The 22,619-nt window shown below is 72.4% G+C and carries 20 protein-coding genes; 4 read left to right on the top strand and 16 right to left on the bottom strand.

Features of this window, described 5'->3' with window-relative positions; translation table 11 throughout:
- Positions 1-109: 109 nt before the first annotated feature.
- The 8 genes from LCD31_RS00290 to LCD31_RS00255 all read right to left on the bottom strand — a co-directional run bounded on the left by LCD31_RS00290 (position 110) and on the right by LCD31_RS00255 (position 8,599).
- Positions 110-928, bottom strand: coding sequence for a carbohydrate ABC transporter permease (locus LCD31_RS00290; RefSeq protein WP_224955333.1), 819 nt, complete (start codon positions 926-928; stop codon positions 110-112).
- The gene (locus LCD31_RS00285) at positions 925-1,848 is read right to left on the bottom strand and encodes a carbohydrate ABC transporter permease (protein WP_373689970.1); all 924 of its coding nucleotides are present in this window, start codon (positions 1,846-1,848) and stop codon (positions 925-927) included. The genes LCD31_RS00290 and LCD31_RS00285 overlap by 4 nt, the downstream gene beginning before the upstream one ends.
- Positions 1,845-3,206 carry a sugar ABC transporter substrate-binding protein gene (locus LCD31_RS00280; RefSeq protein WP_224955332.1) on the bottom strand — a complete coding sequence of 454 codons (1,362 nt, stop codon included), beginning with the start codon at positions 3,204-3,206 and terminating at the stop codon, positions 1,845-1,847. The genes LCD31_RS00285 and LCD31_RS00280 overlap by 4 nt, the downstream gene beginning before the upstream one ends.
- Positions 3,207-3,222: 16 nt before the next feature.
- The gene (locus tag LCD31_RS00275; RefSeq protein WP_224955331.1) at positions 3,223-3,984 is read right to left on the bottom strand and encodes a DeoR/GlpR family DNA-binding transcription regulator; all 762 of its coding nucleotides are present in this window, start codon (positions 3,982-3,984) and stop codon (positions 3,223-3,225) included.
- A 408-nt stretch (positions 3,985-4,392) separates the two neighbouring features.
- On the bottom strand, positions 4,393-5,811 hold the full coding sequence (locus LCD31_RS00270) for a class II 3-deoxy-7-phosphoheptulonate synthase (protein WP_224955330.1): 1,419 nt from the start codon (positions 5,809-5,811) through the stop codon (positions 4,393-4,395).
- A 129-nt stretch (positions 5,812-5,940) separates the two neighbouring features.
- The gene (locus tag LCD31_RS00265) at positions 5,941-6,978 is read right to left on the bottom strand and encodes a 6-phosphofructokinase (RefSeq protein ID WP_224955329.1); all 1,038 of its coding nucleotides are present in this window, start codon (positions 6,976-6,978) and stop codon (positions 5,941-5,943) included.
- A gap of 156 nt (positions 6,979-7,134) precedes the next feature.
- Positions 7,135-7,635, bottom strand: coding sequence for a polyadenylate-specific 3'-exoribonuclease AS (locus LCD31_RS00260; RefSeq protein WP_224955328.1), 501 nt, complete (start codon positions 7,633-7,635; stop codon positions 7,135-7,137).
- A 196-nt stretch (positions 7,636-7,831) separates the two neighbouring features.
- Positions 7,832-8,599, bottom strand: coding sequence for a 1-acyl-sn-glycerol-3-phosphate acyltransferase (locus tag LCD31_RS00255; RefSeq protein WP_224955327.1), 768 nt, complete (start codon positions 8,597-8,599; stop codon positions 7,832-7,834).
- Between the two features lie 175 nt (positions 8,600-8,774).
- Between LCD31_RS00255 and LCD31_RS00250 the strand changes: the two genes are divergently transcribed.
- Positions 8,775-9,542 carry a carboxylesterase gene (locus tag LCD31_RS00250; protein ID WP_224955326.1) on the top strand — a complete coding sequence of 256 codons (768 nt, stop codon included), beginning with the start codon at positions 8,775-8,777 and terminating at the stop codon, positions 9,540-9,542.
- The gene (locus LCD31_RS00245; protein WP_224955325.1) at positions 9,539-9,988 is read left to right on the top strand and encodes a DUF308 domain-containing protein; all 450 of its coding nucleotides are present in this window, start codon (positions 9,539-9,541) and stop codon (positions 9,986-9,988) included. Before LCD31_RS00250 ends, LCD31_RS00245 begins: the two co-directional genes overlap by 4 nt.
- A gap of 57 nt (positions 9,989-10,045) precedes the next feature.
- Here LCD31_RS00245 and LCD31_RS00240 read toward each other — a convergent pair whose 3' ends face one another.
- The 5 genes from LCD31_RS00240 to LCD31_RS00220 form a co-directional block, all read right to left on the bottom strand.
- A complete protein-coding gene (locus LCD31_RS00240) occupies positions 10,046-11,005 on the bottom strand; it encodes an ROK family protein (protein WP_224955324.1) in 960 nt (319 codons plus the stop codon).
- Positions 10,999-11,547, bottom strand: a complete 549-nt coding sequence (locus LCD31_RS00235) for a hypothetical protein (protein WP_224955323.1) — start codon at positions 11,545-11,547, stop codon at positions 10,999-11,001. Before LCD31_RS00235 ends, LCD31_RS00240 begins: the two co-directional genes overlap by 7 nt.
- Before the next feature lie 33 nt (positions 11,548-11,580).
- Complete coding sequence (locus LCD31_RS00230; protein ID WP_224955322.1) at positions 11,581-12,801, bottom strand: ArsA family ATPase; 1,221 nt, start codon at positions 12,799-12,801, stop codon at positions 11,581-11,583.
- Positions 12,802-12,996: 195 nt separating this feature from the next.
- A complete protein-coding gene (locus LCD31_RS00225) occupies positions 12,997-13,437 on the bottom strand; it encodes an SRPBCC family protein (protein WP_224955321.1) in 441 nt (146 codons plus the stop codon).
- Positions 13,438-13,506: 69 nt separating this feature from the next.
- Positions 13,507-14,295 (bottom strand): metallophosphoesterase, encoded by a 789-nt coding sequence (locus LCD31_RS00220; RefSeq protein WP_224955320.1) that lies wholly within the window; start codon positions 14,293-14,295, stop codon positions 13,507-13,509.
- 412 nt (positions 14,296-14,707) lie between these two features.
- Here LCD31_RS00220 and LCD31_RS00215 point away from each other — a divergent pair, with 412 nt between their 5' ends.
- Positions 14,708-16,501, top strand: a complete 1,794-nt coding sequence (locus LCD31_RS00215; protein WP_224955319.1) for a long-chain fatty acid--CoA ligase — start codon at positions 14,708-14,710, stop codon at positions 16,499-16,501.
- A gap of 66 nt (positions 16,502-16,567) precedes the next feature.
- Here the strand turns inward: LCD31_RS00215 and LCD31_RS00210 are convergent, their stop codons facing one another.
- The 3 genes from LCD31_RS00210 to LCD31_RS00200 all read right to left on the bottom strand — a co-directional run bounded on the left by LCD31_RS00210 (position 16,568) and on the right by LCD31_RS00200 (position 20,760).
- On the bottom strand, positions 16,568-17,812 hold the full coding sequence (locus LCD31_RS00210; protein ID WP_224955318.1) for a basic secretory protein-like protein: 1,245 nt from the start codon (positions 17,810-17,812) through the stop codon (positions 16,568-16,570).
- Between the two features lie 133 nt (positions 17,813-17,945).
- Entirely contained in the window at positions 17,946-18,998 is a 1,053-nt protein-coding gene (locus LCD31_RS00205; protein WP_224955317.1) for an NlpC/P60 family protein, read from the bottom strand.
- Between the two features lie 394 nt (positions 18,999-19,392).
- Positions 19,393-20,760, bottom strand: a complete 1,368-nt coding sequence (locus LCD31_RS00200; RefSeq protein WP_374201633.1) for an NYN domain-containing protein — start codon at positions 20,758-20,760, stop codon at positions 19,393-19,395.
- Positions 20,761-20,885: 125 nt separating this feature from the next.
- On the opposite strand from LCD31_RS00200, the gene LCD31_RS00195 reads away from it, so the two are divergent.
- Positions 20,886-22,604 (top strand): DEDD exonuclease domain-containing protein, encoded by a 1,719-nt coding sequence (locus tag LCD31_RS00195; protein WP_224955316.1) that lies wholly within the window; start codon positions 20,886-20,888, stop codon positions 22,602-22,604.
- Positions 22,605-22,619: the final 15 nt, after the last annotated feature.

Here is a 22,619-nt window from a genome sequence, read left to right as displayed (position 1 = left end):
GCGCGGGGGGCCCCCCCCCCGCCGCCCCCCCCCCGGGGCCCCCCGGGGGCCCGGGGGGGGGGGGCGGGGGGGGCCCGTCTGCCGGTTCACCGGAGGTGAACCGGTCCGATCACTTGAGGGCGCCCATGGACAGCCCGCGCACCAGCTGGCGCTGCGCGATCCAGCCGACGATGACGACCGGCAGCACCGCCAGCGTCGCCGCCGCCGACAACCGCGCCCAGTACAGGCCTTCGCTGGTGATGAAGCCGACCAGGAACACCGGCACCGTGGGTGCGTTGATCGCGGTCAGGTTCACCGCGAAGAAGAACTCGTTCCAGGCGAAGATCGCGCAGATCAGCGCGGTCGCGGCGATGCCGGGGGCCACCATCGGCAGCAGTACCCGGGTGAGTTCGGTGCGCAGCCCGGCACCGTCCACCTTCGCCGCCTCCAGCACCTCGGAGGGCACCTCCTGGAAGAACGAGCGCATCATCCACACCGCGATCGGCAGGTTCATGCCCGTGTAGAGCAGGACCAGCGACCAGACGTTGTCCAGCAGGTGCATGTTCTGCGCGGCCACGAAGATCGGCACGATCGCCGCGACCACCGGCAGCATCTTGGTGGAGATGAAGAAGAACAGCGCGTCCTTGGTGCCCTTCACCGGCCGGATGGACAGCGCGTAGGCCGCGGGCACGGCCAGCACCACCACCAGCAGGCACGAGATCACCGTGGCGATCAGCGAGTTCAGCAGGTACGGCCCGAGACCCCCGTCGAACACCAGCCGGTACTGGTCCAGCGTCGGGGTGAACAGGAACTTCGGGTCGTCGGTGTAGGCGTCGGCCTCCTGCTTGAACGACGTCAGCACCATCCAGAACACCGGGAACACGAACACGATCCCCAGCGCCCAGGCGATGATCGTCAGTGCGGTCCCTCCCGCCGTGCGGCGCTTCATTCCGAAACCTCCTTGCCGGAAATGGCGGTGAAGATCGCGCGCAACGCGAAGGTGGCCACGATGATGGTCAGGATCACGACCACGACGCCGAGCGCGGCCGCCTGGCCGACGTCGAAGCCCTGGAAGACCCGCTGGTAGAGGTAGTACGGCAGGTTGGTGGTGGCGATGCCGGGACCGCCCTGGGTCATCATGAAGATCTCGTCGAACGTGTTGACCACGTAGATCGAGCCCAGCAGCCCGGCCAGCTGGATGTAGCGGCGCAGGAACGGCAGCGTCATGAAGCGGAACGTCTGCCAGTGCGTGGCGCCGTCCATCTTGGCGGCCTCCAGCACGTCGCGCGGCTGGCTCTGCAGCCCGGCGAGCACGATCAGCATCATGAACGGCGTCCAGCGCCACACCAGCGCGGCCAGCACCGACACCATCGGGTGCTCCCCGACCCAGTCGATGCCGCCCAGCCCGATCGGGCTGAGCACCGCGTCCACCAGCCCGTAGGTGGGGTTGAGCATGCTCGTCTTCCACAGCAGCGCCGAGGCGACCGGCATGATCAGGAACGGGGTGATGAGCATGGTGCGCACCACGCCGCGCCCGAAGAACGGCCGGTCCAGCAGCAGCGCCAGCCCGACGCCCAGCGCCAGCGACACCAGCACGCAGCCGACGGTGATCACGACGGTGTTCAGCGCGGCCGTGTAGAACTCGCTGTCGGTGAAGACGTCCACGTAGTTCGACAGGCCGATGAAGCCCCACGAACCGGGGTTGAGCAGGTTCCACGAGTGCAACGAGTAGAAGATCGTCGCGAGGAACGGGGCCTGCGTGATGATGATCGTGAAGATCAGCGCGGGCAGCAACGGTCCCCGGCGGGACCACTTCTCCTTGCGGCTGAGGGTCGCGCCCTTGGCCGCGGTCATCTCCGCAGTGCTCATGGCCGGTAGTTCTCCCCCACGGTGTCGGCGTAGCGCTGCGCCTGCTCCAGCGCTTCGTCAGCGGTCTTGCTCCCGGCGATGGCCGCGGACATCTGCTGGCTCACGCGGGTGCCGAGGTCGACGAACTCGGGGATGCGCACGAACTGCAGGCCCTGGTAGGGCGTGGGCTGGGAGCTCGGGGTGGTCTGGTCGACGCGGCTGATGCCGTGCAGCGTCTGCTGCCCGAACGCCGCGGCGGCCTTCTCGTACTCCGGCATCTCGTAGGTGGACTGGCGGCTGCCCGGGGGCAGGTTCTGCCAGCCGAGCCGCTCGCCGACGGTCCGCAGGTACTGCTTGGAGGTGGACCAGGCGATGAAGTCGAACGCCTCGTCAGGCATCTCGGTGGTCTTCGGCACGCCCAGCGCCCAGGTGTAGAGCCAGCTGGCGGGCTTGCCGCCGGGGCCGGTCGGCGCGTTCGCGTAGCCGATCTTGCCGGAGACGGTGCTCTCCTTCGGGTCCTCCAGCGTGCCCGCCGAGGACGTCGAGTCGAACATCATCGCCGCGTTGCCCTGGCCGAACTCGGTGAGGCATTCGGTGAAACCGCTGCTGGAGGCGCCGGGCTCGCCGTGGTCGCGCACCAGGTCCACGTAGAAGTTGACCGCCTCGCGCACCTCGGGCGAGGTGAGCTGCGCGTTCCAGTCCTCGTCGAACCAGCGCCCGCCGAACGAGTTGATCATGGTGTTGAGGGGCGCCATCACCTCGCCCCACCCGGGCAGACCGCGCAGGCAGATCCCGGCGCGACCGCCGGGGCCGCCGTCGAGCTTCGCCGCCATGTCCGCGACCTGCTGCCAGGTCGGGTTCTCCGGCATCGTCAGCCCGGCCTCGGCGAACAGGTCCTTGCGGTAGTTCAGCAGCGCCGTCTCGCCGTAGAACGGGGCCGCGTACATGTGGCCCTGGTACGACAGCGAGTCCTTGATGGACGGGATGAAGTCGTCCTTGTCGTAGCCCGGAGTCGCGTCCATCCGCGGATCCAGGTCGTGCAGCCAGCCGTTCGCCGCCCAGATCGGCGTCTCGTAGTTGCTGACCATCACCACGTCGAACTGGCCGCTCCCGGTGGCCACCGACTGGGTGATCTTGTCCCGCGCCTGGTTCTCCGGCAGCGAGATGAACCGCACCCGCACGTCGGGGTGCTGCGCCTCGAACTCCCCGACCAGGTCCTGCATGTCCTCCATCTGCGGGTTCGACACCACCGCCACCCGCAGCACCCGGCGCCCGTCGCCGGACCCGATCGCTCCCGCTCCCGCGCAACTCGCGGTGAGCAGCACCGCCGCCGCCATGGCGACCAGCGACCACCATTTCCTGCCGAAATTCATCGGCATCCCTTTCTGCCGTTGCTCACGCTCGCACCACGCGCGGGCCGATCGCCTCGATGTCCTCGGCGATGCCCTGGTCCAGCCCGGTATCGGTGACCAGCACGTCGACCTCGGAGAGTTCGCCGTACCGGTGCAGGGAAACCGGGCCGATCTTGCTGTGGTCCGCGAGCAGGACCCGTCGTCGCGCCCCGCGCAACATCAGTGTTTTGATCTCAGCGGAATTCTGGTCCGGAGTGGTGAGGCCCCGATGCAGGGAAACCCCGTCGGTGCCCAGGAAGGCGACATCGGCGAACACCTCTCGCCACCGTTGCGCCGCCCAGGTCCCGACACCTCCGTTGGTGGTCACGCGCACCCGTCCGCCCGGGGTGAGCACCGACAGGTTGGGCCGCGCCGCCAACGAGACGGCGATGCTCAAGCTGTCCGTGATCACCGTGAGCGGGCGGTCGGCCGGCAGCAGTTCCGCGAACCGGGCACACGTGGTGCCGGATTCGATGAGGATGGCGCCTTCGGCAGGCAGTTCGGCGAGAGCGGCCCGCGCGATGCGGGTCTTCTCGGCGACCATCACGTTCTCTCGGGCGGACAGCTGCGGATCGAAACTCCACCGCTCCACCGGGATAGCACCCCCGTGCACGCGGTGCAGGAGTCCGTGCTCTTCCAGCACGGTCAGGTCGCGCCTGATCGTCTCCGGGGTCACTTGCAGCTCCCCCGCGAGTCCGGTCACGTCGACGCGGCCCTCCTGCCTCGCACGCTCGACGATGAGCTGCTGGCGTTCACGCGCGTACACCCTGGTCGGCCTCCGGTCTCGACCCGACTCCGATGCCCGAATCGGTCCGCTTTCATCTGACCGAGTTTGTTTAGCCGGTGTTCGCAGTCACCGTCAAGGGTGCACGACCAGCAATAGGACCAGCGTCCGCCCCGATCAGCCCAAGGTGAATGCGGAGCGTGACCACAGGAATACGCGCAGAAGCAAAAGGAGTCGGAAGCAGACGGCGGCAGCGACCATCTGGCCCAGGATGTGCGGCAACGGCACCACAGGACCGCGCGGAACCGTGGTCTCGGAACCGATGAAGATCCCATTCGAGCAACGATCGACCGGAGATCGCCGGTCACGGTCCCGTCGGCGGCCGGAACGCGAACGGGCCGGGGTGGTCGCCCACCCCGGCCCGCCGGTCCTCGCGGCCCGCCGCGCGCGTCAGCTGCGCAGCATCTCCGCGACGAGGAACGCCAGCTCCAGCGACTGCTGGGTGTTCAGCCGCGGGTCGCAGGCCGTCTCGTACCGGCCGGCCAGGTCGGTGTCCGAGATGTCCTGGGCGCCGCCGAGGCACTCGGTGACGTCCTCGCCGGTCAGCTCGATGTGGATGCCGCCCGGGTGGGTGCCCATCCGGTGGTGCACCTCGAAGAAGCCCTGCACCTCGTCGACGACGCGGTCGAAGTGGCGGGTCTTGTAGCCGGTGCTCGACTCGTGGGTGTTGCCGTGCATCGGGTCGCACTGCCACACCACCTGGTGGCCGGTGGCGCTGACCTTCTCCACGATCGCGGGCAGCACGTCGCGCACCTTGCCGTTGCCCATCCGGCTGATCAGCGTCAGGCGGCCGGGCTCGTTGTTCGGGTCGAGCCGCTCCACGTACTCCACGGCCATCTCCGGCGTGGTGGACGGGCCGATCTTCAGGCCGATCGGGTTCGCGATCTGCTCGGCGAAGGCGACGTGCGCGTGGTCGAGCTGGCGGGTGCGGTCCCCGATCCACAGGAAGTGCCCGGACAGGTCGTAGAGCCGCGGCGAGCTCTGCGAGCCGTCCAGCCGCAGCATCGCCCGCTCGTAGTCCAGGACCAGCGCCTCGTGGCTCGCGTACAGGTCGACCGCGTGCAGGCTGGTGTCGTCCACCCCGCAGGCCGCCATGAAGCGCAGCCCGCGGTCGATCTCGGCGGCGACGGACTCGTAGCGCTCGCCCGCGGGCGAGTTGAGCACGAAGTCCTTGTTCCAGTCGTGCACCTTCGTCAGCGCGGCCATGCCGCCGCTGGTCAGCGCGCGGGACAGGTTCATCGCGGCGCTGGCGTTGGCGTAGGCGCGGATCAGCCGGGACGGGTCGTGCCTGCGGGCCTCCTCGGTGGCGACCAGCGAGTTGACCATGTCACCGCGGTAGCTGGGCAGTCCGAGCGCGTCGGTGCCGCTGGAGCGCGGCTTGGCGTACTGCCCGGCGAGCCTGCCGAGCTTGACCACCGGCATGCTCGCGCCGTAGGTGAGCACGACCGCCATCTGCAGCAGGGTGCGGATGTTGCCGCGGATGTGCGGCTCGGTGTTGTCCGCGAAGGTCTCCGCGCAGTCCCCGCCTTGCAGCAGGAACGCCTCGCCGCGGGCGACGGCGGCGAGTTGTCCGCGCAGCCGGTCCACCTCGGAGGGCACGGTCACCGGCGGCACGCTCTCCAGCACCTTGCGGACCTTCGCGACCTGTTCCTCGGGCCACTCGGGCTGCTGTGCGGCGGGCAGCTTCAGCGCCTCGTCCAGGCGGGCGCGCATCTCAGGGGGCAGCGGAGGAAGTTCCGGAAGTTCATCGACCGGAACATCGACGGTCCAATTCACATTTGCCAGGATAGGCCGTGCTGGCCAGTGCATTTCACCTGGGAGAGACGGAGCGCACGCCGGGCGAATCGATTCACCCGCTCGGCCGCCCGGGACGACCGCCCGGGACGCGCGGACGCCGCCCCACCCGGTGGGCGGGACGGCGCCGGAACGATCACCGCGTCAGCCGAACAGCACCTCGGCCTCGGCGTAGCGGGACAGCGGAACGGTCTTCAGCTTCGCCGTCGCCTCCCCCAGCGGGACCCGCACGATGTCGGTGCCGCGCAGCGCCACCATCTTGCCGAAGGCGCCCTCGCTGACCGCGTCCACCGCGTGCAGCCCGAAGCGGGTCGCCAGCACCCGGTCGTAGGCGGTCGGCGTGCCGCCGCGCTGGGTGTGGCCGAGCACGACCGCGCGGGATTCCTTGCCGGTGCGCCGGGCCAGCTCGTCGGCCAGCCAGGTGCCGACACCGCCGAGGCGCACGTGGCCGAACGCGTCGGTCTCCCCGGTCAGCAGCACCTCCTGGCCGTCCTGCGGGACGGCTCCCTCGGCGACCACGATGATCGGCGCGTACTGCCGCTCGAAGCGCTGCTGCACCCACTCGCAGACCTGGTCCACGCTGAACGGCTTCTCCGGCCCGAGGATCACGTTCGCGCCGCCGGCCAGCCCGGAGTGCAGCGCGATCCAGCCCGCGTGCCGCCCCATCACCTCCACCACCAGCGCCCGGTGGTGCGATTCGGCGGTGGTGCGCAGCCGGTCGATCGCCTCGGTGGCGATGTGCACGGCGGTGTCGAAGCCGAACGTGTAGTCGGTGGCGTCGAGGTCGTTGTCGATCGTCTTCGGCACGCCCACCACCGGCACGCCGTCCTGGTTGAGCCGCTCGGCGACGCCGAGGGTGTCCTCGCCGCCGATCGCGATCAGCGCGTCCACCCCGTGCTCGGCGAGGGTCCGCTTGATCTTCTCGACGCCGTCCTGCTCCTGGTACGGGTTGGTGCGCGAGGAACCGAGGATGGTGCCGCCGCGGGCGAGGACGTCCTCGACCTGCTCCAGCCCGAGCGGCATCGTGAGCCCGTCCATCGGCCCCCGCCAGCCGCTGCGGAACCCGACGATCTCGTGCCCGTGCACCGCGATCCCCTTGCGGGTGACCGCGCGCAGCACCGCGTTCAACCCCGGGCAGTCGCCACCGCCGGTCAACACTCCGATACGCGTTCCAGCCGGCATCGTCGCCGCCTCCCTTGATCCGCTCCATGAGTGATCTGGATCTCGTGGGGAGCCTGTCACGCCCTGTATCGGTGCAGCAAGTACTCCGACCGGGCGACAAATCGGGCGCGAATGATGCGAAGATCGGCGAAGTACCTGGTCAGCGAGGACGGGCGCTCACAGCGGGAACCCGCGCTTGCGCTGCACCTCCTCGATCACCTTCCACCGGGTGAGGTTGTGCCGGGCGTCGGCGAGGGCGTCGTGCGCGTTCGCCGGCGCGGAGGGCAGCCGCGGCTTGCCGACGTCCTCCCAGCGCTGCCGCAGGTCCCGGGTGAACTTGGGGACCTTCGGCGGCAGGGCGGGCATCGCGCCCCACAGCTGCGCCAGCGCCACGTGGTCGTAGGAGGCCAGCCAGGCCCACAGCTCCACGTCCTGATCGCGCGCGGTCAGGAACTCGTAGAGGTCGTCCCGGATCCGGCTGCGCGAGCGCCACGCCCGGTCCGCGGGCGGCGGCAGCTGCGGCAGCACGTTGCGGCGCACCCACTGCCCCGCCTTGGACTCGTCGAACTCGGTGGACACGGCGTAGAACTCGCGGCCGGTCTCGTCCACCACCCCGATCGAGACCAGGTCGATGGTCTGGCCGTCCTCGATGAACTCACAGTCGTAGAAGAACCGCACCGGTCCAGCGTAAGGACGGCGCCCACCGGTCAGGACCGGCCCCGGGGACCGTCGCCCGATGAGCGGTGTGCTGGGCCGCCGACGTCCTCGGCGGTCTTCCGCCCGAGGACGGCGACTTCCGGGGGACCGGCCGGAGATCCGGCCCGGTGCGGGCGATCAGGGCCGGCGAGCCGGGCGCGGCAGGAGCGCGCGGCGGTCAGCCGGCCTGGGAGCGCGGCAGCCGGTCGGCGCCGCCGGGACCGTCCGGCCGGCCCTGCACGGTCCAGCCCGCGACGTGCTTGCCCTGCGCGGCCAGGTCGTCCTTGGCCTTCGCGGCGTAGACGTCCACGTACTCCTGGCCGGACAGCTCCATCAGCGCGTACATGATCTCGTCGGTGATCGAGCGCTCCACGAACCGGTCGCCCGCGAGCCCTTCGTAGCGGGAGAAGTCCAGCGGCTCGCCGACCTTCACCTTCACCTTGTGCGGGTACCACATCTTGGAGCCGATGGGGTTGACCTTGTCGGTGCCGAACATCGCGATCGGGATGACCGGCACGTCGGCCTCCAGCGCCATGCGTGCGACCCCGGTCTTGCCCTTGTAGAGCCGGCCGTCCGGGGAGCGGGTGCCCTCCGGGTAGACGCCGAGGAGCTTGCCCTCGCGCAGCAGCCGCACCCCGGTGTCCAGCGCGGCCTGCGCCGCGGCACCGCTGGAGCGGTCGATCGGCACCTGGCCGACGCCGGAGAAGAAGTACTTCTGCAGCTTGCCCTTGATCCCGGTGCCGGTGAAGTACTCCCGCTTGGCCAGGAACGTCACCCGGCGCGGCATCATCAGCGGCATGAAGAACGAGTCGGCGACCGCGACGTGGTTGCTGACCAGGATCGCCGCTCCGGACTCCGGCACGTGCTCGACGCCCTCCACCCGTGGACGGCAGAACAGCTTCATGAGCGGACCGAGCACGATGTGCTTCATCACCCAGTACAGCACGCGCCGCTGCCTTTCTGAACACCCGGAATGCCTCGTTCAAGGTTACGGAGCCCGGTCTGCCCGCACAATGCGACCCCGCCCGAGACGGATCACGCGCTTGGAGATCGCCCCGCGGAGGCCCCTCGCGTGCGACGATGTCCGGACAGCGGCGGATCGATGGCGGTAGGAGGCTGCGGTGCCCGTTCTTCCCGGCGCCGAACCGTTCGTGCACGACGGGTCCGACGAGATCGGCGTCCTGCTGTGCCACGGGTTCACCGGAACTCCGCAGAGCATGCGGGGCTGGGGTGAGCACCTGGCCGCCGATGGCTTCACGGTGCGCTGCCCGCGGCTGCCCGGGCACGGAACCCGCTGGCAGGACCTCAACCGCACCGGCTGGACCGACTGGTACGCGGCCGTGGAGCGGGAGCTCGCCGAGCTGACCGGGCGCTGCCGCTCGGTGTTCGTCTTCGGCATGTCGATGGGCGGCACGCTCACGTTGCGGCTCGCGCAGCAGCACCCGGAGCTGTCCGGGATCGTGCTGGTGAACCCGTCGGTGACCACGCTGCGCAAGGACGCGTTCCTGCTGCCCGCGCTGTCCCGGGTGCTGCCGTCGATCCCCGGCCTGGCCGGGGACATCGCGAAGCCGGGCGCCGTCGAGCTCGGCTACGACCGGACGCCGCTGCGCGCGGCCGCGAGCCTGCAGCGGTTGTGGCGGCTGGTCCGCCGCGACCTCGGGAAGGTGCGGCAGCCGGTGCTGCTGGCGCGCTCCGCCACCGATCACGTCGTCGAGCCGGTGAACTCGACGATCGTGCTGGAGGGCATCCGAAGCGGCGACGTCACCGAAGTCGTGCTGCGCGACAGCTACCACGTGGCGACCCTCGACCACGACGCCGCGTCGGTGTTCGCCGGTAGCGTCGAATTCGTCCGCAGGATCCACCGCGAGCGTGTCGAGGAACCCGCATGAGCACCCGCCATGAGAACGCCGACGGCCCGGAGGACATCGACGCCGCCTTCGCCGAGATCGTCGCAGGTCTCGAACAGGACAAGCCGATGGCGCGGTGGCCGGAGGAGCAGGACCGGAGCACCGAGGACGCGTCGCCGAAGCCCGCCGCGCCCGAGGCCGCGTCCGCGCCGCGGGACTGGACGCCGCCCGCCGACGCGCCCGACGAAGGGCACTACGAGCCGCCGGAACCGCCGCCGATGCCCCGGCCCGGGGTCGCCACGGTCGGCGGCATCCTGCTGGTCGTGCTGGGGATGACGCTGCTGCTGGTGCCCGGTCTCGTCGGCCTGGGTGCCACGGCGGCGCTGCCGATCGGGCTGGTCGCGGTGAGCGGCGGCATCGGCTGGCTGCTGTTCCGGATGCGCCGGACACCTCCCGCGGACCCCACCGACGACGGCGCCCAGCTCTGACCACGTGCGCCGGCGGGTCCGGCGAGCGGCCCGCTCACGCGCGGCGCCGCGAGGTGATCATCTGAGGTGCGTGGCGGTGGCGGCCACGTGCTCCCTGGCGAGGGTGGCGGCGCCGACGATGCCCGCTTCGTCGCCGCGCTTGGCGACCCGCACCTGGGCCAGCGGGCGGTGGCCGGTGCCGGTGAGCGCCGCGGCGTAGTGCCGCCGGGCCGCGGGCAGGAACAGGTGCGCCGAGCCGGACACGCCACCGGCGAGCACCACGACCTCCGGGTCGTAGACGTCGGCGACCAGCGCCAGCCCTTCGCCGAACCAGCGCGCGAGCTCGTCCACGGCGCGCGCCGCCACCGGATCGCCCTGCTCGGCGGCTTGGGCGACGCGTTCCCCGGTGATCTCGCCGGGGTCCTTGGCGGCTTCGGCGGCCAGCGGGGAGGACGGGTCCTCGGCGAGCAGTTCCAGCGCGGTCGCGGCCAGCGCGGTGCCGCTGCAGTAGCGCTCCCAGCAGCCCCGCTTCCCGCAGGGGCAGGCCCGTCCGCCGGGCACCAGCCGCAGGTGCCCCAGTTCGGGGGCGACGCCGTGCGCGCCGCGGAACACGTCGCCGTCCAGCACCAGCGCGCCGCCGATGCCGGTGCCGAGCGCGACGAGCGCCGCGACCTTCGCCCCGGCCGCCGCGCCGAAGCGCTGCTCGGCGATCGCGGCCGCGTTCGCGTCGTGCTCCAGCACCACCGGCAGCCGCACGCGGTCGGCGATGTTGTCCGCGACCGCGACGTGCCGCCACGGCAGGTGCGGGGCGAACCGCACCACCCGCCGGTCCTCGCTGACGAAGCCAGCCACGGCGAGCCCCACCCCGGCGACCGGGTACTGGTCGGCGAGGCACAGCACGGTGTCGGCGATCGCCGAGTCCAGTTCCGGGCCGGTGCCCGCGGACGGCACCCGCAGCGTGTCGAGCACGGTGCCCTGCGGGTCGACGACGCTGGCGCGCAGGCTGGTGCCGCCGACGTCCACCCCGACGGTCAGCACTCGGCACCTCCGCTCGCGGCTTGCGCGGCGGTCCGGCCGCGAACCCGCCGCACGTCGATGCGCTGCACCTTCGACGGCGCCGGTTCCGCCGGTTCGGGCGGCGGGGCCGCGGCTCCGGCCGGGCGGGGCTCGGCGGATTCGCGGAGCAGGTCCAGCAGCCCGGCGAGCTGGTCGGCGAGCCGGGAGGTCAGCTCGGGACGTTCGCCGCGCAGCAGGCTCGCGATCGCGCAGACCGGGCACCAGCCGCAGGACGGGCCGGCGCGGTCCTCGCGGACGCCGTCCCGCTCGCCGGGGGCCGGGCCGCCGGGAGCGGGGCCGCCGCCCGTGCCGAGGTCGTCGGTGCCCGCGTGCGCGGCGTGCTCGGCGCCGCCGAGTCCGCGCAGGTACTCCTCCGCGCGCCCCGCGGCCGCGTCGAGCAGCAGCCGGAACTCCTCGGCCATCCGGTCGCGGCCGGATCCGGTCGCCCGGGACTCGTCGGCGGAGCCCCCGGTACCGGCGCTCGTCGTGCCCGTCCCCGCGGCATCGGGTCGTTCACCGCGCATCTGGTCCACCACCTCCACTGCTCGGGTCCGCTCTCATCGCATCCACTGGCCGGGGTCCGGCCGGAACGACACGGTCAGCCCGTCGTCGGCGGCCACCGCGCCGGTCACGGCGCAGCGGCGCAGCACCGCGGGCAACGCGATCAGCCGCCGCCTGCCGTCGACGGTGACGGCGAGCTCGTCGCCGATCCGCGCGAGGTCCACCTCGGCGTCCTCGTGCAGCGGCAGGCCCAGCCGCAACGTGTACTCCGCGTCCAGCGATCGGCCACCGCCGCCGAGCTCCACCTCCGGTGCGCTCGCGGCGCCGGCCAGCGGATCGTCCTCCCCGTAGAGCTCGTCGGCGAGTTCCAGCAGCGCCGCCCCCACCGGTTCCGCCGCCCGGTGCAGCACCGCGCGCACCGGCAGGTCGGTCGCCGCCCGCACCTCGGCCAGCACATTCTCCTGCTCCCGGCGGCGGGTGCGCAGCCAGGTCGCCGCCTCGCCCCGGGCCGAGCCGGGGTGCGGCACCAGCCGGTTCGCCACCAGCCCGTCGACCCGGACCTGCTGCAGCGCCAGTGCGGTAAGCGTGCGCCGGGTCTCGGCAGCCACCACCGCTTCCGGGGTGAGCACCAGGCGCACCCCGGTCCGCGGCGAGAGCAGCATGGTCCGCAGCTCCAGCAGCCGGTCCGCGAGCCGCCCGAGCGCGTCGGCCACCCCGTCCCAGCGCTCCACGTTCTCGCTGCCCGCCACGCCCGCGAGCAGGCCGCGCACCACGCGCCGGTGCGCCGGGAACAGCCGTTCCAGGTAGCCGGACAGCGATTCGGGCAGCGCCAGCAGCCGCAGCGTCTCGGCGGTGGGGCCGCAGTCGACGACGACGGTGTCCCACATCCCGCCCGCGGCGAAGCGGTGCACCTCGGCGAGCGCGAGCAGGTCCTCGACCCCGGGCAGGTGGGTGAGCTCCTCGGCGTCGAGTTCGCCGACGCCGGCGCCGAGCAGCATCGTGCGCAGGTGTTCCCGCAGGTCCGCCCAGGCCCGGTCGAGCAGGTCGCGGGTCTGCACCTCGGCCGCGTGCAGCCGGGCGGTCCGCTGCCCGGCGCGGAGCTCGACCTCGGCGGGATCGGCGCTCAGCGCCGCGCCGAGGGAGTCGCCGAGGGAGTGCGCGGGATCGGTGGAGACCACCAGCACCTTCTGCCCGAGCTCGGCGAGGCGTGCGGCGGTCGCGGCGGCGAGGGTCGTCTTGCCGACGCCGCCTTTTCCGGTGAACAACAGGATGCGCAAGGGCGGTCTCTGGATCGGGTCGGGGCTGTTGCCGGGGCGGACCGACCGGTCGCCGAGCTGCCCGGCCACCGGAACGGCGGGTCACCGCGCCGAGGAGTGCTGCGGTGTGGATCTGGTGCGGCGCCGCCCGGGACACCGGTCACGACCGGGTGCGGATCTCCGGCGCCGCCGCGCCGCGGTGCTGGAGCGCCCGGGTCAGGAGCGGGCTTCGACCCGGCGCTTGAGCTCCTTCAGCGCCGTGTTCATGATCATTTTTTCGGCCTTGCGCTTGAACATGCCGATCATCGGGATCGCCAGGTCCACCGCGAGGCTGTAGGTCACCTCGGTGCCGCCGTCCTTCGGCGCGAGCCGGTAGCTGCCCTGCTGCGCCTTCTGGACCTGCCCCTCGGACAGCGTCCAGCTCACCGACAGCCCGTCCTCGGCCCACTCGTAGACGTTGACGTAGGTGTCCTTGACCACCCCGGCGTCGAGCACGAAGCGCACCTTCTCGGCCTGCCCGGAGCCGGTGGTCGAGAGCACCTCGGTCTCCTTGACCGCTTCCACCCATTCCGGGTAGCTGGCGAAGTCCGAGATCACCGCCATGATCTCGGCCGCGGCTGCCTGGATCACGATGGACTGGGTGGACTGATCGACCATGCCCCGAAGATTACAGGTCCGCGCACGACCGGCGGGGCGGTGTCCGGCCGGCTCCACCGTTCGAGATCGTCACCAGCGGAGCACGTACGGTCGCTCGGTGCGCTGGAAGTGCCCGACGTTGACGCACTCGGTGCGCCCGACGCGGACCCGGGAGGCCAGCGGCTGGTGCACGTGCCCGAACAGCGACCAGCGCGGCCGGTCCCGGTGGATCCGTTCCAGCAGCGCCGCGGAGCCGTGCTCGGGGCGGCGGGCGATGACGTCGTAGACCAGTTCCGGAACCGCGGGCGGCAGGTGGCTGCACAGCACGTCGACCGGGTCGAGGGCGGCGACGGCGGCGTCGTACTCGTCCTCGGGGCGCAGGTACGGCACCCAGGCCGCGTCCCGGCGCAGCACGCCGCCCGGGGACAGCACGGTGCCGCCGACGAAGCCGAACCGCAGGCCGCCGATCTCGGCGTTGGTGCCGTCGACGAAGTGCACGCCGTCGCGGGCGAACTCGGGCCACAGCTCCGGCTCGTCCACGTTGCCCGCGATGGCGTAGGTCGGGGCGCTCATCGCGGCGAACAGGGTGGCGTACTGCTCGCGGACGGCTTCGCGCACGACGCGCTTGGGATCGTCCAGCGAAGCCCACAGCGAGCGCGCGTAGGCGCCGATCTCGGCACCGCGGTGGTTGCGGCGCAGCTCGGCGAAGTGCGCGACTTTCTCGGCTCCGAAGACCGCGCCGAGGATGCCGCGGCCGTGCTCGTGGTAGTCGACGAAGTCGATCAGGTCGCCGAGCACGACGAGCGCGTCGGCACCGTCACCGGCCCGTTTCAGGGCTTCGGCGTTGCCATGGACATCGGACACCACGTGCACGCGCACGATCTACTCCTCACCGCAGTTCTGCCGACCGGGTCGCGAGCGCGGACGCCGTTGTCCGCCGCACCGCCATGCTGCCGCGCCGCGCGGGATCGAACCAGCAGCGATCACCGTCCGGGACGGGTGCGACCGTTCCGTTCGGCGGCGCCGGGAGTGGTCCGCTCGGACGGTTCCGCGCGGCTTGGGCTGCTCCGGACGTGGTTAGCGGTGGCGCAGGACAGCCTGCCATGATCCTCACCACCGGCGGAAACGACTCGGGCGGGCACCGGTGCGCGGCGGATCCCGGCGTGGCAGGCTGCGGGCGGGAGCAGTAAACGAGTCGGGCTAGTTTCGTAATCAAGGTTCGGGACTACCGCTCGGTAACTATCAGCGTTAGGTTTGTGCGCACATTTCGCGTTCCATCGGAGGTTTCAAGGTGCGAGAGTTCAGCGTCCCCGCCACTGAGGCCGTGGCCGAAGACGAGAACCTCACCGACATGGTGTGGGCGAACGCGGAACGCTTCGGTGGCACCGTGAGCTTCCGCCGCCGGGTCGACGGCACCTGGATCGACGTCACCGCCGCCGAATTCGCCGCCCAGGTGCTCGCGGTCGCCAAAGGGCTGATCGCCGCCGGGCTGCAGCACGGCGACCGGGTCGGGCTGATGTCGCGCACCCGCTACGAGTGGACGCTGCTGGACTTCGCCATCTGGTCCGCCGGCTGCGTGACCGTGCCGGTGTACGAGACCTCCTCCGCCGACCAGGCCGAGTGGATCCTGAGCGACTCCGGCGCCCGCGCCGCGTTCGTCGAGACCGACGCGCACCGCGCCGAGATCGGCGACGTCGTCGCGAAGCTCCCCGCGCTCGAACACGTCTGGCAGATCGACGCCGACCGCGCGGCGGTCGACGAGCTCACCGCGCTCGGCGCCGACGTCAGCGACCAGGACGCCCACCAGCGCCGCCGCGAAGTCCGCGCCGACGAGCTCGCCACCCTCATCTACACCTCCGGCACCACCGGCCGCCCCAAGGGCTGCGAGCTCAGCCACCGCAACCTGCTCGCCGAGGTCCGCGGCGACGTCAGCGTCTTCCCGCAGCTGCTGCGGCAGGGCAACTCGATGCTGATGTTCCTGCCGATGGCGCACGTGCTCGCCCGCGCCATCGCCACCGCCTGCGTGTACTCCCGCACCACGCTCGGGCACACCGGCGACGTGAAGGAACTGGTCAGCGACCTCGGCTCGTTCCGCCCCACGCTCATCCTCGCCGTGCCGCGCGTGTTCGAGAAGGTCTACAACACCGCGAAGCAGAAGGCGCACGGCGACGGCAAGGGCCGGATCTTCGACGCCGCCGAGGACACCGCCGTCGCCTACAGCCAGGCGCTGGACACCGGCGGCCCCGGCATCGGCCTGAAGGCCAAGCACTTCCTGTTCGACAAGCTCGTCTACGGCAAGCTGCGCGCCGCGCTCGGCGGGCGCTGCCTCGGCGCCGTCTCCGGCGGGGCGCCGCTGGGCGACCGCCTCGCGCACTTCTACCGGGGCGTGGGCGTGCCGGTGCTGGAAGGCTACGGGCTCACCGAGACCACCGCGGCCGCCGCGGTCAACGTCGAGGAGGCCTACAAGATCGGCACCGTCGGCAAGCCGATCCCCGGCACCAGCGTGCGCATCGCCGAGGACGGCGAAGTGCTGCTCAAGGGCGACGTCGTGTTCCGCCGCTACTGGAACAACGAGACCGCCACCAAGGAATCCCTGGAGGACGGCTGGTTCCACACCGGCGACCTCGGCTCCCTCGACGAGGAGGGCTTCCTGCGGATCACCGGGCGCAAGAAGGAGATCATCGTGACCGCGGGCGGCAAGAACGTCGCCCCCGCCGTGCTCGAAGACCACCTGCGCGCGCACCCGCTGATCAGCCAGTGCATGGTCGTCGGCGACAAGAAGCCGTTCATCGGCGCCCTGATCACCCTCGACCCCGAGTTCCTGCCCGCCTGGCTGAACAACCACGGCCGCGCCGCGGACACCCCGCTGACCGAGCTCGTCGACGACCCCGAGGTGCACGCCGACGTGCAGGCCGCGATCGACGACGCCAACAAGGCCGTCTCCCGCGCCGAGGCGATCAAGAAGTTCCGCATCCTGCCGAAGGACTTCACCGAGGCCACCGGCGAGATGACGCCCAGCATGAAGCTCAAGCGCAACAAGGTCGCCGAGAACCACGCGGCCGACATCGAAGCGATCTACGGCTGAGCTCCGCGCCCGTCGCGCGGCAGCCGGGTGGCGGGACCGCCGCGGTTCCGCCACCGAGCTCCCGGATCAGAACGTCCTGCGCAGTTCCGATCTCCAGGACCTGAGCAGTTCCGCGGTGGACAGCCCGGCGATCTCGTGCAGCGCCGGGTCCACTTCGGACGGTGATCCGGAGCCCGCGATGCGCTTGTACAGCTCCACGACCTTCGGCTCCCCCACCCGCCGCACCAGGTGCGCCACCAGCGACCAGGACTGCTGGTACGCCAGGTCCAGATCGCGCCCCGAGGTGTGGAAGTCCGCGTCCGGCGGCGGCCCCGCGGGCGGTTCCCCGGTGCGCACCCGCCGGGCCAGGTCCGGTGCGATCCGCTCCGGCGGCAACCCGCTCGCCCGGTAGCCGACGTAGTCCGCGAAGCCCTCCAGCAGCCACATCGGCGCACCGTCCGCGGTGTCCGCCCGTGCCGCCACGTGCGCCATCTCGTGCCGCAGCACCACCAGCAACGAGGTGTCCGAGAGCCGGTCGGCCGTCTCGGTGTTGAGCACGACCCGCGGGCCCTCCACCCGCCGGGCGGCGGTGTCCACCTTGTCCGCGACGGCGACCGCCGCGATGCCGTCCACCGCGAACTCGGCACCCACCAGCTCACGCAGCTCCTCCTGCGAGCGCGGCAGCAGCACGCCCACCTGGCGCCGCCACTCCGGCCCCCACACGGCGGTCACGGCGGCCTCCGCGGAGTCCAGCTCCGCCGCCACCCGGTCGGCGAGCTCCTCGGAGCCGTCGTGCCCGATGACCACGCCGTGCGGCAGCACCCGCACCCGGCAGTCGCCGAAATCCCACGGCCCGCGCCACGACCGGCCGCGCGCCCGTTCGTCGCCGCTGAGCAGCCAGCGCCCGTCCCGGTGGGTGAAGGTGAACCCGGTCGGGCGCTCGGTCGGCACCTCGTCCACCCCGGCCAGGGCGTAGCGCAGCACCACCTCCGGCGTGCCGCTGCCGCCGGTGGACCCGCGCACCTCGTAGTCCCACTCGGCCAGCGGCACCTCGGCCAGGTTCTGGAACAGCTCGCGCTGCCTGCGCTGGAAGTCCTCCGGCGCGGCCGGGTCCAGCAACGCCGTGAACGCCGCCTCGTCGCGCGTCAGCACCGCTCGGGCGCGGTGCCGCAGCACCGCCTGCCACTCCTGCTCCGCGGTCGCCGGAGCGGCGCTCTGGAAGGCGGGAGCGGGGGCCGGTGGGGCCTGGGCCGGGAACGGGACGAACGCGCCCACGGCCAGTGCGGCCGCGGCGGCGACCGCCGCAGGCCACCCCCTCGAAGCCCCAGGCACGAGCCGGATCGTAAGTCGGCCCGCGGCGCCCGGCCCGTCGCGAGCGGCCGCCCGTCACCCACACGCGACGAGGGCCGCCGCCCCCTGCTGGGGACGACGGCCCTCGCGCGCGTTCCGCGCGGTACCGCAGGAATCAGCCCGCGACGCGCCGGATCGAGTTGACCGGGGCGATGCTGTCGTACTTGGCGACCTTCACCACGTCGCCCTCGGTGGGGGCGTGCACGGCCTTGCCGTTGCCGACGTACATCGCGACGTGGCTGACCGGGCTGTAGTAGAAGATCAGGTCGCCGGGCTGGAGCTGGCTGGCCGAGATGCTCTTGCCCTCGGTGACCTGCGACTTGGTCGAGCCGCCGATGCTCACGCCCGCCTGCTTGTAGGCCCACTGCATCAGGCCGGAGCAGTCGAAGGTGCTCGGACCCTTGGCGCCGTAGACGTACGACGAGCCCTGCTTGCTCAGCGCCGCGGTGACCGCTGCGGCGGCCGAGCCGCTGCCGCCCGCGAACTCGTAGTCGGTCTCGCCGCCACCGGTCAGCGAGGACTGCTCGTCCTCGGTGAGCTCGGCGTAGCGCTCCTTGACCTTGGCGATCTGCGCGTCCATGTCGGCCTTCTTGCGGCCGATCTCGTCCTGGATGCGGGCCGCGTCGGCCTCGGCCTGGGCCGCCTGGTTGCGGGCGTCCTGGGCGCGCTTGGTGGCGTCCTCGGCCTGGTGCACCGCGGCGGACAGGCGCTTGATCGCGTCGTTGTTGTCCTTGGCCAGCACGTCCAGCGCGGAGGCGCGGTCGAGGAAGTCGTTCGGGGATTCGCTCACCAGCAGCGCGGAGAGCTTGTTCAGCCGGGCGCCCTGGTAGGAGGCGGTGGTCAGCTGGTCGACCTGGCCGCGGAAGCGCTCTTCCTCGACCCGGGCCTGCGCGGCGACCTGCTCGGCCTGGTCCGCCTCGGCGGTGGAGCGGTCGAGCTCCGCCTTCTTGGCCGCGTGGTCGTCCTCGGCCTTCTTGTAGTCCTCGGTGACGACTTCGGCCTGGTGCGAGAGCTCGCGCACCTGCTTGGCCGCGTCCGAGGCGTTGTCGGGGAGTTGGGGGTCTGCGATCGCCGGCGCGGAGGTCATGCTGACGGCGGCGGCGACCGCCGAGGCCGCCAGGGCTCCGCGCATCGTGCGCTTCAATCGGTGCGACGCCACGTCGCGCATAGCTCCTTCGTTGTCGACCGCCTACCGAGAACGCAGGGGTGGTCCGGAGCGATCCCGGACTCCGGGCGCGTTGCGGCGCCCGCTCACCCCACGGGGGCAGGTCCCGGTTCGGCTCCCCGACTAGCCGATTCGGCGGCGCTTCGCGGAGGACCCGGAGTGGGTCGCTGATCGCCGCGAAGACGCGGTAAGGCTACGAAAGGTGAAGCGTGACGTCTAGAAGAGGGGGGGTAATTCTTCTGAACACTGCGCAATAGCACAATGGGATTATCTTCATACGCGGAGCGTGATCAGATGGCCCGATCTTCTGACCAGCGGCTCCCCGAAGGGTCGGCCCGGACCGGATCGGCCCAGCGCACCGGAAGATCGCGCTATGAGATCCACCACGCGCCCGGCCTCACACCCGGTTCAGGCGCTCCAGCAGCACCGCCGACGCCACCGCGTACGCGCCCGTGCGCCGCACCGACGTGACAACCGCGCGGTCCGAGGTCGCCACCACCAGCTGCCTGCCCTGCGGCTCGGCCACCACCAGTTCCCGGATCACGTCGTCCGCGATCACCCCGGGCGGGCTGAACATCACCCGCACCCCGCGCGGGCCCGCCGTCGGCACCGACAGCACGTCCGCCCCGTCGAACACCACCGTCACCTCGGCACCGGTGCGCGCCGCCAGCGCGGCCAGCTGGTGCGCCAGCCGGTTGCGCTGGTCGGCCAGCGGCAGGTCCGGGTAGCCGGTCTTCGTCACGTTGTAGCCGTCGACGATCAGGTGCACCGCGGGCAGCGCCAGCAACCGGTCCAACGCCGCCGCGTCGGCGACCCGGCCCGTCTCCCCCGAATCCGGCCGCACCCGCTGCACCACGTCCGCCGGGCGCGGCCCGTGGCCGACCGCGCGCAGCTCCCGGCGCAGCCCGCCGAGCGCGCCCTCCATCGTCTCCAGCAGCAGCGAGATCCGGACCTCGTCGCCCTGGCGGGCCTCCCGGGCCGACTGGCGGGCCACCTCGGTCTCGGCCGCCGCGCGCTGCGCGCGGTCCCGCTCCTCCTGCGCGCGGGCGCGCTCCCGGTCCCGCTGCGCGCGCAGCTCCGCCAGCTCCGAACCGATCCGCTCGTGCGCCTCGGCGAGTTCCGCCCGGGCCGCCTGCGCGTCGTCCTTGGCCTCCTTGAGCCGCACGCCCTGCTCCCGCAGCCGCTTGCGCAGCCGGTCGGCCTCCGAACCGGACTCGTCCCCGGCCCGTTCCCCGGCGCGGCGGGCCTCGGCCAGCTCGGCCTGCAACCGGTCCACCTCCCCGGCGAGGCGCTGGGCGCGGGCCTGCGCCGAATCCCGCTCGCCGCGCAACCGGCCCTGCTCCACGCGGAACGCGACCAGCTCCAGGTAGTGGCCCGTGTTCGGCAGCGCCAGCAGCACCCCCGCCGCGGCCACCACCACCGGGTCCGGGTGCACCCCGTCCAGGCCCTCAGGGCGGTTCTCCCGGCACCAATCGACGACCGCGGTGCGGAACACCGGGGAGTCCCGCAGCGCCGCCACGAGCGGGCCTTGGCCGAGCTTCGCGCGCTTCGCCGGAGCGAACCGGACCACCGGTCGCAGCGGGGCGGGCACGTCCGAGGGCCGCACGTCGTCGAGGGCCTCCGCCGCCAGCTCGGCGAGCCGGGCGCGCACCGGTGCGGGCAGCTCCTCCGGGTCCTCGGCGCCGCACTCCCCGGACCGTTCCGGTGCGGACTGGTCGAGACCGGTCTCCGGGGCACCGACCGGCGCCTGCCGCGGACCGTCCACAGCAGACTCTTCGGTGCGCGGGGAGTCAGCACCCGACGTCGGCGGAACCACGCCCCCAGGCTAGTCGGCCGCTCCCCGTTCACCCGATCCGGAGGTTGTCGGGGACCCGTCGTAGCGTGCACGCGATGACCGGGCAGCTGACCTTCGACGAGATCGACGACGAACTCCCGCTGCACCGCGCCACCTTCGTCGTCGTCGACCTGGAGACCACCGGCGGCAGCTCCCGGCAGGACACCGTCACCGAGATCGGCGCGGTGAAGGTGCGCGGCGGCGAGGTCCTCGGCGAGTTCGGCACCCTCGTCGACCCCGGGCGCGAGATCCCGCCGATGGTCGTCTCGATCACCGGCATCACCCAGGCGATGGTGCACGGCGCTCCCCGGTTCGACTCGGTGCTGCCCGCGTTCCTGGAGTTCGCCCGGGACGCGGTGCTCGTCGCGCACAACGCCCCGTTCGACGTGGGATTCCTGCGGGCCGAGTGCGAACGGCTCGGCGTCGCGTGGCCGAAGCCGGCCGTGCTGTGCACCGCGAAGCTCGCCCGCCGGGTGCTGGGCAAGGACGAGACGCCGAACCACAAGCTCGGCACCCTCGCCCGGGTGCTGCAAGCCCGCACCACCCCGGTGCACCGCGCCCTCGACGACGCCCGCGCCACCGTCGACGTGCTGCACGCGCTGCTGGAGCGCCTCGGGCCGCTGGGGGTGCGGACCGTGCCGGAACTGCTGGAGCACCTGCCCGACGTCACCCCGCAGCAGCGCCGCAACCGCGGCCTCGCCGACCCGCTGCCGCACGCCCCTGGCGTGTACCTGTTCCGCGGCCCGAACGAGGAGGTGCTCTACGTCGGCACCGCCTCCGACCTGCAGCGCCGGGTCCGGCAGTACTTCACCGCCGGGGAACGCCGCGCCCGCGTCAAGGAGATGGCGGGGCTCGCGCAGCGGGTGGACCACGTCGAGTGCGCGCACCCGCTGGAGGCCGAGGTGCGGGAGCTGCGGCTGCTCGGCGCGCACCAGCCCCGCTACAACCGCCGCTCCAAGTTCCCGAAGCGCACCTGGTGGGTCGTGCTCACCGAGGAGGCGTTCCCGCGGCTGTCGATCGTGCGCACCGCCCGCGACGGCGCGCTCGGCCCGTTCCGCTCCCGCACCGCGGCCGCGGCGGCGGTGGAGGCCCTGCACGCGGGCGGTTCGCTGCGCCGCTGCACCGAGCGGATCCCGGCGCGCGACCAGCGCGGCCGCCCGTGCGCGCTGCACGAGCTGGGGCGCTGCGCGGCACCGTGCGCCGGGCTGCAGGGCGTCGAGGAGTACGCACCGGAGGTGATCTCGGTGCGCGAGGTGATCTCCGGCTCGCCCCGCTGGGAACCCGGTGGGCTGCTCGACCGGCTGCGCGCGGAACTGGGCCGCTTCTCCGCCGAGGAGCGCTTCGAGGACGCCGCCGCGGCCCGCGACCGGCTCGCCGAGCTGGTGCGGGCGCTGGACCGGGCGCAGCGCTGGGCGGCGCTGGCGGCGGTGCCCGAACTGGTCGCCGCCCGCCCCGACGGTTCCGGCGGCTGGCAGCTGGCGGTGGTCCGCCACGGCAGGCTCGCCGCCGCCGGGAACGCGCGCCGCGGGGTGCCGCCGATGCCGGTGGTCGACGCGCTGCAGGCCGCCGCGGAGACGGTGCTGCCCGAGCCGGGCCCGCTGCGCGGCGCCCCCGCCGACGAGGTGCGGGTGGTGCACCGCTGGCTGACCACCGGCGGCACCCGGCTGGTCCGCTGCGCGCAGCCGTGGTCGGAACCGGCCGGTTCCGCGGCGTCCTGGCGGGAGTGGCTGGAGCGGGCCGCCAAGGCCAGGGCCCCGTACCCGGCCGCCGACTGACCGACCGGTCCTCGA

The sequence above is a fragment of the Saccharopolyspora sp. 6M genome, from assembly GCF_020176775.1.
Lineage (GTDB): Bacteria > Actinomycetota > Actinomycetes > Mycobacteriales > Pseudonocardiaceae > Saccharopolyspora_C > Saccharopolyspora_C gregorii.
Note: the sequence above shows the minus strand (reverse complement) of the source record. Positions and strands in the feature narration are given on the sequence as shown.